Source organism: Segnochrobactrum spirostomi (genome assembly GCF_009600605.1).
Lineage (GTDB): Bacteria > Pseudomonadota > Alphaproteobacteria > Rhizobiales > Segnochrobactraceae > Segnochrobactrum > Segnochrobactrum spirostomi.
In genome coordinates, this window is sequence record NZ_VWNA01000001.1 from 2,203,954 (window position 1) to 2,215,856 (window position 11,903).

Genomic DNA, 11,903 nt, shown 5'->3' on the forward strand with positions numbered 1-11,903 from the left:
CGGGACGAAAAGGTCCGGCGCGTTATGGCGAACGGGGCCTGCCGGCGCAAGGGGCGCGGCATCGGGCCCAAGACCGCAAAATTTGTGCATCCGGCCTCGTGCGCGGGAGGCGCGGTACCCGCCGCCGCGAGGAGAGGCCGCCGCCCCCGCGTCAGCGCCGCTTGAGGACGCGCTTGATCTCGCTGCGCCGCACCGCCCCGAGCAGCACCGCGGCGACCGCATAGACGACGCAGCCGATGCCGACGAGGGCGCACAGCGCGCCGATGCGGCTCCAGCCGCCGGCGCCGAACCAGGGCTTGAGTTCGTGGGCGGAGACGACGAGGGCGACCGACATCAGTGCGGTCGCGAGCGCGATGCGGACGAGCCCTTTGACGAGCCGCGCGTCGGCCTTGAACAGCCCCGCCTTGCGCAGGCCGACATAAAGGAGACCCGTGTTGACCCAGCTCGCGGCGCTCGTCGCCACCGCGCAGCCGACATAGCCGATGAACGGGAACAGGGCGAGCGAGAGGGCGACGTTGATCGCCACGTTGACCGCCGAGAACCACATCGGGGTGCGGGTGTCCTCGCGGGCGAAATAAGCCGGCTGGAACACCTTGATGAGCACGAAGGCCGGCAGGCCGACGCCGTAGGCGGCCAGCGCCGCGGCGGTCGCGACCGAATCCGCGGCCGAGAAGGCGCCGCGCTGGAACAGGCCGATGGTGAGCGGCAGGGCCGAGACGGTGAGCGCCAGCGCCGCCGGCAGGGTCAGCGCCATCGCGAATTCGAGCGAGCGGTTCTGGCTGTAATTGACCGTCTCGATGTCGCCGGCGCGGACGCGGCGGGCGATGTCCGGCAGGAGCACGGTGCCGATCGCGATGCCGACGACGCCGAGCGGCAATTGATAGACGCGGTCGGCATAATAGAGCCACGACACCGCGCCGGGCTGCGTCGAGGCGATCATGGTGCCGACGACGACGTTTATCTGCACCACGCCGCCGGCGATCACGCTCGGGCCGGCGAGGGCGCAGAGCCGCTTGACGCCGGCGGTGAGCCGCGGCCAGGCGAGGGAAAGGTGCATGTCCGCCCGCGCCGAGGCGATGACGAGCACGATCAACTGGAACACGCCGCCGACCGTCACCGCCCACGACAGCCAGCGGCCGGCGTCCTCGGTGCCTTCCTCCCGGCGCCAGAACACGAAGATCAGGGCGGCGATCAGCACCGTGTTGAGCAGGCTCGGCGCGAAGGCCGCGGCGGCGAAGCGGTCGAGCCCGTTGAGCACACCGGAATAGAGCGAGACGAGGGAGATGAGCGCCAGATAGGGGAAGGCGATGCGGCTCAGCTCGACCGCGAGGGCGAACTTCGCCGGGTCGCTCGCGAAGCCGGGCGCGAGCACCATCATCAAGGCCGGCATGAAGATTTCGGCGGCGATGGTGACGAGGAGCAGGACGAGGCCGAGAGCGGCGAGGGATTCCCGGGCGAAGGCGCGGGCGGCGTCCACGCCGTCGGTCTCGAGCTTGCCGGCGAACAACGGCACGAAGGCGGAGGCGAAGGCCCCTTCGGCGAACAGCCGCCGGAACAGGTTTGGCAGCCGGAACGCGACCACGTAGGCATCGGCGACGTAGCCGGTGCCGACGGCGGCGGCGATGAACGAATCGCGGATGAAGCCGAGCACGCGGCTCGACAGGGTCGCGCCGCCGACGGTCGCGAAGTTCTTCAGAAGGCTCATCGGGCCTCGCGTTGGTGCGGGCGCGGGCCTCAAGCCGGCGCGCCGTCCCGTTATCAGGGAACGGCGCTTCTTGCACGTCCGATATGGGCGGAAATGAGGGGAGGCGGCGCGGCCGCGGGCGATGCGCCGGCTGCGCTTCGCTCGAGGCCCGCCGCTCCGCCGCTCAGACCATCGGCGGGTTGAGCCGGGCGAAGCCCTCCTGCCGGTGATAGGGGAAATGCGGATAGGGCGCGGTGACCGCGCTCGCCGCATCGAGCCTGGCAATCTGCTCGGCCGTCAGCGCCCAGCCCACCGCGCCGAGATTCTGGCGAAGCTGCTCCTCGTTGCGCGCGCCGATGATGATCGAGGAGACGGTCGGCCGGCCGAGGAGCCAGTTGAGCGCAGTCTGCGGCACGGTCCGCCCGGTCTCGGCGGCGACCTCGTCGAGGGCATCGACGACGCGGTAGAGGAGTTCGTCGTCGACCGGCGGCCCGAAGGAGGCGGTGGCGTGCAGGCGGCTCCCTTCGGGCACCGGCGCCCCGCGGCGGATTTTGCCGGTGAGCCGGCCCCAGCCGAGCGGGCTCCACACCAGCGCGCCGAGCCCCTGGTCGGCGTCGAGCGGCATCAGATCCCATTCGTAATCGCGGCCGATCAGCGAATAATAGACTTGGTTCGCGACATAACGCGGCCAGCCGTGCCGCTCGGCCGCGGCGAGCGACTTCATGATCTGCCAGCCGGAGAAGTTCGACACGCCGACATAGCGGACCTTACCGGCGCGCACGAGCGCGTCGAGGGTCGCTAGCACCTCCTCGACGGGCGTGCCGGCATCGAAGGCGTGGAGCTGGAACAGGTCGATATAATCGGTGCCGAGGCGGCGCAGGGCATCCTCGATGGCGCGGACGAGGCGCTGCCGCGACGAACCGGCCTCGTTCGGGCCGTCGCCCATCGGCAGGCTCGCCTTGGTCGAGATGAGGACGGCGTCGCGCCGGCCCTTGATGGCGGCGCCGAGCACCTCCTCGGACGCGCCGCCCGAATAGACGTCGGCAGTGTCGAACAGGCTGATGCCGGCGTCCAGGCAGATGTCGACGAGGCGGCGCGCCTCGGTCGCGTCGCTGGTGCCCCAGGCGCCGAACAGCGGGCCGGAGCCGCCGAACGTGCCGGCACCGAAGCTGAGCACGGGGACCTTGAGGCCGGATCGGCCGAGCGGACGATGTTCCATGACGGTAGCCTTTCGGGGACGGAGGGGGACGAGGTCAGGAGAGTGCGGGGCGCCGGCTATTCATGGCGGCAACGGCGACCGCGATCGCCGCGACCGGAAACAGAGCGGCTAGCGCCGGCAGCCGCGCGAGGCCGAGGCCGTGAGCGATCGCGACGCCGCCCGCCCAGGCGCCGATGGCGTTGCCGAGATTGAAGGCGGCGATGTTGAAGCTCGAGGCGAGGTTCTTTCCCGCGCCCTCGGCCCGCGCCAGCACCCACATCTGGAGCGGCGCCACGGTGGCGAAGCCGGCGGCCCCGAGGAGGCCGGTCAGCACGACGGCGAGGATGGGCGAGGCGAACCCGGCCGCCATCAGCGCCAGAACGGCGGCGAGGCTCGCGAGCGTCGCGTATACGGCGCGGCCGAGATTGCGGTCGGCGAGCCGCCCGCCGACGAGGTTGCCGACGACGAGACCACCGCCGAACACGAGCAGGATCGGCGAGACGGCGGCTTCCGAGAAGCCGCTGATCCGCGTCAGCATCGGGGCGATGTAGGTGAACACCGCGAAGACGCCGGCATAGCCGAGCACCGTCATCGCGAGGCCGAGCAGGACCGGCTTGCGGCCGATCGCCTGCAGGTCCGCCTTCCAATCGGCTTCTTCCGGGGCGGCCTCGCTGCGCGGCACCAGGGCGGCGATGATGGCGAAGGCGACGACGCCGATCGCGGCGACCGCCCAGAACGTCGCCCGCCAGCCGAAATGCTGGCCGAGCCAGGTGCCGAACGGCACCCCGACGATGTTGGCGACGGTGAGGCCCGTGAACATGACGGCGATCGCCGACGCCTTGCGCGCCTCCGGCACCAGACCGGTCGCGACGACCGAGCCGACGCCGAAGAAGGTGCCGTGGGCGAGCGCGGTGAGCACACGGGCGGCCATCAGGAGGCCGTAGCTCGGGGCCAGCGCGCAGGCGGCGTTGCCGATCGTGAAGATCGCCATCAGGCCGAGGAGAACGGCCTTGCGGGGCAGCCGCGCCGTCAGAACCGTGAGGAGCGGCGCGCCGACGACCACGCCGAGGGCGTAGCCCGAGATCAAGAGGCCGGCGTCGGCGATCGAGACGGAGACACTCGCGCTCACCTCGAGGAGCAGGCCCATGATGACGAATTCGGTGACGCCGATGCCGAAGGCACCGGCGGTCAGGGCATAGAGCGCGAGCGGCATGGCGGGGTCCGTTGATTGCGCGCTCGGGAACGAGCGCGACCGGTCCCGCAGATAGATCGGCTCGGTTCGGTGATATAGAGTGCCGTCCGGCACATCATTTGTGAGTTGAAAGACCAATGGCGCGCGGCGAGATCAACCGCTCCGGCGAGATGGAGGTGTTCGTCCGCGTCGTCGAGCAGGGTGGCTTCTCGGCGGCGGCACGAGCCTGCCGGATGACGCCGTCGGCGGTGAGCAAGCTCGTCGCTCGCTTGGAGGCCCGGCTCGGGGCGCGGCTCGTCAACCGCTCGACGCGCCGCTTCCTGCTCACCGCGGAAGGCTGCGCCTTCTACGAGCGGGCGGCACGCATCCTCGCCGATATCGAGGACGCCGAGCGCAGCGCCGGCACCGGCGAAGCGCCCTCCGGCCGCATCCGCCTCAACACCAGTTCGGCCTACGCGACCCACATTCTGGCACCGATTCTGCCGGACTTCCTGCGGCTTCATCCGGCGGTGTCGCTCGACATCGTGCAGACGGATCTGGTGGTCGACCTGATGGCGGACCGTACCGACATCGCGGTGCGCGCCGGCCCGATGAAGAGCTCGAGCCTCGTCGCCCGCAAGCTCGGCGACACCGCGATGATGATCGTGGGGGCACCCGATTATCTGGCGCGCACCGGCATGCCGCGGACCCTCGCGGATATCGAAGGCCACGAGCGCCTCGGCTTCGGCTATGTCCGGGCGATCGAGGGGTGGCCGCTGCGCGACGGCGGCGAGACCGTCGTTGTGCCGGCGACGGGGCGGGTACAGGCGAGCGAGGGCGAGGCGCTGCGGCGGCTCGCCATTGCCGGCATCGGCCTCGCCCGGCTCGCCACCTTCATGGTGCGCGACGACATCGCCGCCGGGCGCCTGGTGCCGGTGTTGGAGGCGCTCAATCCGGGCGACCGGGAGGCGTTCCACGCCGTCCACGTCGGCGGCAGCGGTCCGCTCCCCGCCCGCATCCGCGCCCTCCTCGACTTCCTCGCCGAGCACGGCCGGGTGGGGTGAGGGTCATTAGGTGAGGGTCATTATTTGTGGGTGCGCGTCGCCACGAACACGGGCATCACCCTCCCCTGGAGGGGGAGGGTCGGCACGCCGAAGGCGTGACGGGGTGGGGTGACGCCGCGGGCGGGACGTTATCCGACGATCAGAGGGCTCTTACGCCGCCCGGCGCGCTGCACGCGCCGGACCCCACCCCGCCGGCTTCGCCGTCGACCCTCCCCCTGGCAGGGGAGGGTGGTGCGTCGTGCTTTGGTCGGTGGGTGTGGGCGCGGCAAACACGGTCCATCACCCTCCCCTGGAGGGGGAGGGTCGGCACGCCGACGGCGTGACGGGGTGGGGTGACGTCGCGGGCGAGACGTTATCGATGGCGCTCGCGCGGCCCGGCGCGCTGCACGCGCCGGACCCCACCCCGCCGGCTTCGCCGTCGACCCTCCCCCTGGCAGGGGAGGGTGGGCGTCGTGTCACTTCCAGGTGCGGATGTCGACGAAGTGGCCGGCGATGGCGGCGGCGGCGGCCATCGCGGGGGACACCAGGTGCGTGCGACCCTTGTAACCCTGGCGGCCCTCGAAATTGCGGTTCGAGGTCGAGGCGCAGCGCTCCTCGGGGGCGAGACGGTCCGGGTTCATGGCGAGGCACATCGAGCAGCCCGGCTCGCGCCATTCGAAGCCCGCCGCGGTGAAGATCTTGTCGAGACCTTCCGCCTCGGCCTGCGCCTTCACGAGGCCCGAGCCGGGCACCACGATGGCGTTGACGCGCGCGGAAACCTGCCTGCCCTCGACGACCTTGGCGGCGGCGCGCAGATCTTCGATGCGGCCGTTGGTGCACGAGCCGATGAACACGCGATCGATCGCGATGTCGGTGATCTTGGTGCCCGCGGTGAGGCCCATGTAATCGAGCGCGCGCTTCTTGGCCCCGCGGCGGCCCTCGTCGGCGAGGTCGTCCGGGTTCGGCACGATGCCGTCGACCGCCACCACGTCCTCCGGGCTGGTGCCCCAGGTGACGATCGGCGGCAGGTTGGCGGCATCGAGGCGCACTTCGTGGTCGAAGTGAGCGCCCTCGTCGGTGACGAGGCCCTGCCAATATTTCAGCGCGTTCTCCCACGCCTCGCCCTTCGGCGCGCGCGGACGGTCCTTGATGTAGGCGAAGGTGGTCTCGTCCGGCGCGATCATGCCGGCGCGGGCACCGCCCTCGATCGACATGTTGCAGATCGTCATCCGCCCTTCCATCGAGAGGGCGCGGATCGCCTCGCCGGCATATTCGATCACGTAGCCGGTGCCGCCGGCGGTGCCGATGGTGCCGATGATCGCGAGCACGATGTCCTTCGCGGTCACGCCGTCCGGCAGCTTGCCGTCGACGGTGACGCGCATGTTCTTCGCCTTCTTCTGGATCAGCGTCTGCGTGGCGAGCACGTGCTCGACCTCGCTGGTGCCGATACCGTGGGCGAGGGCCCCGAACGCGCCGTGGGTCGAGGTGTGGCTGTCGCCGCACACGATCGTCATGCCCGGCAGGGTGAAGCCCTGCTCCGGCCCGACGATGTGGACGATGCCCTGACGACGGTCGAACGGATCGAAATATTCGATGCCGAACTCGGCCGCGTTCTTGCCGAGCGTGGCGATCTGCAACGCGGCTTCGGGATCGGCGATGCCCTGGGAGCGGTCGGTGGTCGGAACGTTGTGATCGACCACGGCCAGCGTCCGCTGGGGCGCGCGCACGGGACGATGCGTCATGCGCAGGCCTTCGAAGGCCTGCGGGCTCGTCACTTCGTGCACGAGGTGGCGGTCGATATAAAGGAGCGCGGTGCCATCGGGCTGAATGTCGACGACGTGATCGTCCCAGATCTTGTCGTAGAGGGTACGGGCCTTGGCCATGATGCGTCTCCGATATAGACCGCCGTCGTCGTGAGGGCTCGCGACCGCCGGATCGTCCGGCGCCGTCGGCGGAATCCTTGCGCGGCGAGGCAGGTTCTTTAGCGCCTCCAAGGAGGCGAATCAAAGGATTCCGGCGAGCAACCGGTGGCGATAGGATGCCGCCGTCTTCGCCGGCCCGCGGCTCAGATAAGATCGCCGCGTGCAAAGGGGAAGATGGCGCCGCCCCAACGCCTTCCGGGCGCTTCTCAGGATGGGCTCATGTCGTCGTTCGTCGTGCCGCCGCCGGCCCCCGTCACGGTTCCCGTCGTGGGCGGCGGGCTCTTCCCCGTCCGCCGCATCTTCTGCGTCGGCCGCAATTATGCGGAACACGCCCGCGAAATGGGCGGAGACCCGACCCGCGAGGAGCCCTTCTTCTTCACGAAGCCCGCCGATGCGGTGGTGACCGACGGCGCGCCGACGCCCTACCCCTCCAAGACGTCCGACTTCCACCACGAGATCGAGCTCGTCGTCGCCCTCGACGGCGGCGGCGCGGACGTGCCGCTCGGGGAGGCGCTCGATCTGGTGTTCGGCTATGCGGTCGGGCTCGACATGACGCGGCGCGACCTCCAGGCGGCGGCGAAGAAGGCCGGCCGGCCGTGGGACATGGCGAAGGGCTTCGACGAGTCCGCCCCGATCGGGGCCATCGCGCCGAAGACCGAGATCGGCCATCCCTCACGGGGCGCGATCACGCTCACCGTCAACGGCGTGCCCCGGCAGGAGGGCGACCTTTCCGACATGATCTGGAGCGTGCCGGAAACGATCGCCTTCCTCTCGACCCTGGTGCGCCTCGCGCCGGGCGACCTCATCTTCACCGGCACCCCGGCGGGCGTCGGTCCGGTGCTGCGCGGCGACCGGCTCTCCGGCTTCATCGAGCGGGTCGGAACCCTCGAGACCGAGATCGCTTGAGCCATCCTTAGGGGGCTCAGGAGGCCCGCAAGCCATTGCGTTGCTGGGGCGACGGCGCGAGAGTACCGGCCGTCTCCCCCCATCGAGGTCTCGCCTGCCGTGTCCCCTCCCGTCGATTCCATCGTTCCGTCCGAGAAGCTGCCGTCCGAGGTGGACGTCGTCGTCATCGGCGGCGGCATCATCGGCGTGAGCACCGCCTTGTTCCTCGCCCGCAAGGGCCTCACGGTGCTCGTCTGCGAGAAGGGCCGGGTCGGCGGCGAGCAATCGAGCCGGAACTGGGGCTGGTGCCGGGCGATGGGCCGCGATTTCCGCGAGATCCCGCTGATCCTCGAAAGTCTCAGGATCTGGCGCGGGCTCGGAGACATGGTCGGCCACGACCTCGGCTATCGCCAGTGTGGCATTCTCTATATGTGCGAGACCAAGGCGGAGATGGACGCCTACGGTCCGTGGCTCGAACACTCCGAGCGCTATCAGATCGGCTCGCGGCTGATCTCACCCGCGCAGGTGCAGGAGCTCATCCCGGGCTTCGCGCGCAAGATCGAAGGCGCGCTCTACACGGCGAGCGACGGGCGCGCCGAGCCCTCTCGCGCGGCGCCCGGGATCGCCCGCGCGGTGCAGGCGCTCGGCGGCGCCGTCGTTACCGATTGCGCCGTGCGCACCATCGAGCGCTCCGGCGGCCGCGTCTCCGGCGTCGTCACCGAACGGGGCACGGTGCGCTGCCGGGCGGCGGTGCTCGCGGGCGGGGCCTGGTCGCGCCTCTTCGCCGGCAATCTCGGCATCGACCTGCCGCAATTGCGCGTCCGCTCGTCGGTGCTCAGGACGACGCCGGTCGAGGGCGGACCGGAGACCTCGGTCTATGGTGACTTCGCCTTCCGCCGGCGCATGGACGGCGGCTATAGCGTCGCCCACGGCGGCGTTTCGATCAGCGAACTCACGCCGGAGCATTTCACACTGTTCGGCGCTTTTCTTCCGGCGGCGTGGAAGGAGCGCAAGAGCCTGCGTCTGTCCTTTGGAAAGCCCTTCTTCGAGGCGCTGCGGACGCCGAAGCGCTGGCGCTCGGACGAAGTGACGCCGTTCGAGCGCACCCGCGTGCTCGACCCGGCACCGAGCCCGCGCGTGCTCGACGAGGCGATGGGGCGCTTCCGCGCGTCCCACCCGGCGTTCGCCAACGCAGAGGTCGCGGAGAGCTGGGCCGGCATGATCGACGTCACGCCGGACGCGGTTCCGGTGATCTCCGAGATCGACACGACGCCTGGCTTCTTCATCGCGACGGGCTTCTCGGGCCACGGCTTCGGCATCGGGCCGGGCGCCGGCAAGCTGATGGCCGACCTCGTCGCCGGCGACGATCCGGTGGTCGATCCGGCACCGTTCCGCTTCAACCGGTTCCGCGACGGCTCCAAGATCGTACTCGACGCCGGGTTCTGAGGGCCGCGCCGCGGCCTCTCTCGGGAGGCTCTCCATGCCGCTCGACTTCGACGCCTTTTGCACCTCGCTCGGTGAGGCCGCCCCGCCCACCGGGCTCGACCCTGCGCTGCGGGCGCTCTGGTGGCATGCCAAGGGCGACTGGACCCGCGCCCACGGCGAGGTCGATCAGGAAGAAGACACACGTTCCGCCTGGGCCCACGCCTTCCTCCATCGCGAGGAAGGCGATCTCTGGAATGCCGGCTATTGGTATCGTCGCGCCGGGCGGCCGCCCGCCACCGGTGCGCTGAGGGACGAATGGGCCGCCATTGCCCGGGCGCTCGTCGAAAGCTTGTAGATCTTTGCCCGATGCAGACCTGCACACGGCGCAGTCTTCGGCGGCCTCCGTCCCGGGCCCTCGGCATCTTCAGTGGAAATCGAGCGAATTATCCACAGGAATGCCACGGCAACCTGTCGGGAAAACTCTTGGCCGTCGCTACCTCACGTCGTGAATCGCGAGCGCGCCGCCTGCACGGCCGTTCACGAAAGAGCTATCGGCCGCTACCGCCGCTCTCGCCTTCCCGTGATCGGTCTTGGCGTGAAACAACGCCTCGTGGTGGGACCGTAATACGGCATCGGCTGGCATGAACCTTCGCACCGCCTCCGAAAATCCTTCGCTTTTTCCGCGCCTTTCCTTGGGGTGGAGCGCGAACACGCTCCCGAGCCGTGCATTGAAATAAGTCCGTCGGCGTCCATCTCGCATGGTTCGGCATCACCAGTTTTCGGTGTCGATTCATCCCGAAACGGCGGTAATCATACATCAAGGGTTCGATATTTTTCTTGAGTATGGCACCATTTTCTATGATAGAGGATTATTGTTGCCCGTGACGCTCGCGGATGATTCTCGTCCTCGACGCGTGCCAGCCGATTTCGTGCCGGTTCGGAAGCATCTCGAACCGCCACAATTTTGTCGAGATGCTGCATTTCGTGTATGCGCGATAGGATTCGATATATCCGACATGAACATGCAGGCATGTTCAGGACCGATAAATCCCCTAAGGAACGAGAAAAGGAAAAATCGTGACGGATGATGCAACCGCTATCGAAGGCGTCAACTATGTCGAGCTCGCCGCCGACATCGTGTCGGCCTATGTCAGCAACAACTCGCTGCCCACGTCGGATCTGCCGAGCCTGATCGGGGCCGTGCACGCGGCTCTGCGGCAGGTCACGAGCCCGCTCCCGGCCCCCGTCGAGGAGAAGACCCCCGCGGTCCCGGTGAAGAAGTCGATCACTCCCGACTACATCATCTGCCTGGAAGACGGGAAGAAGTTCAAGTCGCTGAAGCGCCACCTGCGCACGCGCTACGACATGACCCCGGAACAATATCGCGAGAAGTGGAACCTTCCGCGCGATTATCCGATGGTCGCCCCGAACTACGCCGCGGCCCGCTCGCAGCTCGCCAAGACGATGGGTCTCGGCCAGCAGCGCCGCAAGGCCGCCGAGAAGCCGGCCCCGGCTCCGGCGAAGAAGCGCGCCGCCCCGCGCCGCAAGGCCGCCGAGAAGGCGTGAGCCGATACCCGCACGCGGCGGGCCGAGCGACCGACATCAAGGGGAGCGCCTTCGCGGGCGCTCCCCTTCATTTTTTGTCCGCCCGGCCTGCGCCTCGCGCGCCCGTCGGTCCGCTCTCCACAGATCATCAAGACCTTGTTAACCCGCATTAACCGGGCATTAACCATACACGCGCTCACATGGCGGACATCAACCGAGATGACCGCCCGTGACCATCCCGCTCCGCACCCGATTGCCGATCCGATTCCGCGGCCGCTCCTATCTGGCGCTGGTGCTCACGCCGGAAGCGCCGATCGAGGACTGGTTCGCCGGTCTCGACGCCTGGTCCGTCCAGTCGCCGGGCTTCTTCCGCACCCGGCCCGTGGTGGTGGACGTCTCCAACGTCGCGACCGGCAAGGCCGACGTCGAGGCGCTGGTCGCCGCTTTCGGTGAGCGCGGCATCCGCCTCGTCGGCATCGAAGGGGCGATGCCGTCCTGGGTCGGCCCGCACCTGCCGCCGCTGTTCACCAGCGGTCGCGAGGTAGAGCCCCCGGTGCTCGCCGACGCTCCCGCGCCGAAGCCCGATCCGGCGCCCGCCAATCCGCGCCGCCGCCCGGCGCCCGAAGCGGCCGCCAAGGCCGCGCAGCCGGCGCCGGCGCCGACGCCGGCTCGCGAGGCCCGCAAGGAGCCGAGTTCGCTCCTCATCACCGAGCCGGTGCGCTCGGGCCAATCGATCTTCTTTCCCGACGGCGACGTGACGGTGACCGAGTCGGTCGCCTCCGGGGCCGAAATCATCGCCGGCGGCTCGATCCACATCTACGGCGCGCTGCGCGGCCGTGCGATCGCGGGCTGCGCCGGCAACAAGGCGGCACGGATTTTCTGCCGCAAGATGGACGCGGAACTGCTCGCGATCGACGGGCTCTACCGCACGACCGAAGATTTGGCGCCCGATCTCGTCGGCAAGCCCATCCAGGCTTGGCTCGAGGGCGACGCAATGAAAGTGGCAGCGCTCGGCTGACCAGCAAAGGAG

At 69.4% G+C, this 11,903-nt stretch carries 10 protein-coding genes; 6 read left to right on the forward strand and 4 right to left on the reverse strand.

The window, feature by feature from the left end; all coding sequences use genetic code 11:
• Nucleotides 1-151: 151 nt before the first annotated feature.
• From murJ to F0357_RS09955, 3 genes are all read right to left on the reverse strand, one after another.
• The gene (gene murJ, locus F0357_RS09945) at nt 152-1,705 is read right to left on the reverse strand and encodes a murein biosynthesis integral membrane protein MurJ (RefSeq protein WP_153480533.1); all 1,554 of its coding nucleotides are present in this window, start codon (nt 1,703-1,705) and stop codon (nt 152-154) included.
• 163 nt (nt 1,706-1,868) lie between these two features.
• Nucleotides 1,869-2,903, reverse strand: coding sequence for an aldo/keto reductase (locus F0357_RS09950; RefSeq protein WP_153480536.1), 1,035 nt, complete (start codon nt 2,901-2,903; stop codon nt 1,869-1,871).
• 34 nt (nt 2,904-2,937) lie between these two features.
• Complete coding sequence (locus F0357_RS09955; RefSeq protein WP_153480538.1) at nt 2,938-4,095, reverse strand: MFS transporter; 1,158 nt, start codon at nt 4,093-4,095, stop codon at nt 2,938-2,940.
• 116 nt (nt 4,096-4,211) lie between these two features.
• Here F0357_RS09955 and F0357_RS09960 point away from each other — a divergent pair, with 116 nt between their 5' ends.
• Nucleotides 4,212-5,117 (forward strand): LysR family transcriptional regulator, encoded by a 906-nt coding sequence (locus F0357_RS09960; RefSeq protein WP_153480541.1) that lies wholly within the window; start codon nt 4,212-4,214, stop codon nt 5,115-5,117.
• A 455-nt stretch (nt 5,118-5,572) separates the two neighbouring features.
• On the opposite strand, the gene leuC is transcribed toward F0357_RS09960, so the two are convergent.
• A complete protein-coding gene (gene leuC / locus F0357_RS09965; protein WP_153480544.1) occupies nt 5,573-6,979 on the reverse strand; it encodes a 3-isopropylmalate dehydratase large subunit in 1,407 nt (468 codons plus the stop codon).
• Between the two features lie 258 nt (nt 6,980-7,237).
• Here leuC and F0357_RS09970 point away from each other — a divergent pair, with 258 nt between their 5' ends.
• The 5 genes from F0357_RS09970 to minC all read left to right on the forward strand — a co-directional run bounded on the left by F0357_RS09970 (nt 7,238) and on the right by minC (nt 11,891).
• Nucleotides 7,238-7,924 carry a fumarylacetoacetate hydrolase family protein gene (locus F0357_RS09970; protein WP_153480547.1) on the forward strand — a complete coding sequence of 229 codons (687 nt, stop codon included), beginning with the start codon at nt 7,238-7,240 and terminating at the stop codon, nt 7,922-7,924.
• Between the two features lie 99 nt (nt 7,925-8,023).
• Nucleotides 8,024-9,349: an NAD(P)/FAD-dependent oxidoreductase gene (locus F0357_RS09975; protein WP_312861530.1), complete on the forward strand. Its 1,326-nt coding sequence runs from the start codon at nt 8,024-8,026 to the stop codon at nt 9,347-9,349.
• A 34-nt stretch (nt 9,350-9,383) separates the two neighbouring features.
• Complete coding sequence (locus F0357_RS09980) at nt 9,384-9,683, forward strand: hypothetical protein (RefSeq protein WP_153480549.1); 300 nt, start codon at nt 9,384-9,386, stop codon at nt 9,681-9,683.
• Nucleotides 9,684-10,405: 722 nt separating this feature from the next.
• Nucleotides 10,406-10,894: a Ros/MucR family transcriptional regulator gene (locus F0357_RS09985; RefSeq protein WP_312861531.1), complete on the forward strand. Its 489-nt coding sequence runs from the start codon at nt 10,406-10,408 to the stop codon at nt 10,892-10,894.
• A 208-nt stretch (nt 10,895-11,102) separates the two neighbouring features.
• A complete protein-coding gene (gene minC, locus F0357_RS09990) occupies nt 11,103-11,891 on the forward strand; it encodes a septum site-determining protein MinC (RefSeq protein WP_312861532.1) in 789 nt (262 codons plus the stop codon).
• The last annotated feature ends 12 nt before the right edge of the window (nt 11,892-11,903 follow it).

What these genes read in the sequence shown, in the direction of transcription:
- F0357_RS09955 (WP_153480538.1), bottom strand. Translation starts at nt 4,095, where the DNA reads ATGCCGCTCGCGCTCTATGCCCTGACCGCCGGTGCCTTCGGCATCGGC.
- F0357_RS09960 (WP_153480541.1), top strand. Translation starts at nt 4,212, where the DNA reads ATGGCGCGCGGCGAGATCAACCGCTCCGGCGAGATGGAGGTGTTCGTC.
- F0357_RS09950 (WP_153480536.1), bottom strand. Translation starts at nt 2,903, where the DNA reads ATGGAACATCGTCCGCTCGGCCGATCCGGCCTCAAGGTCCCCGTGCTC.
- F0357_RS09980 (WP_153480549.1), top strand. Translation starts at nt 9,384, where the DNA reads ATGCCGCTCGACTTCGACGCCTTTTGCACCTCGCTCGGTGAGGCCGCC.
- murJ (WP_153480533.1), bottom strand. Translation starts at nt 1,705, where the DNA reads ATGAGCCTTCTGAAGAACTTCGCGACCGTCGGCGGCGCGACCCTGTCG.
- leuC (WP_153480544.1), bottom strand. Translation starts at nt 6,979, where the DNA reads ATGGCCAAGGCCCGTACCCTCTACGACAAGATCTGGGACGATCACGTC.
- F0357_RS09970 (WP_153480547.1), top strand. Translation starts at nt 7,238, where the DNA reads ATGTCGTCGTTCGTCGTGCCGCCGCCGGCCCCCGTCACGGTTCCCGTC.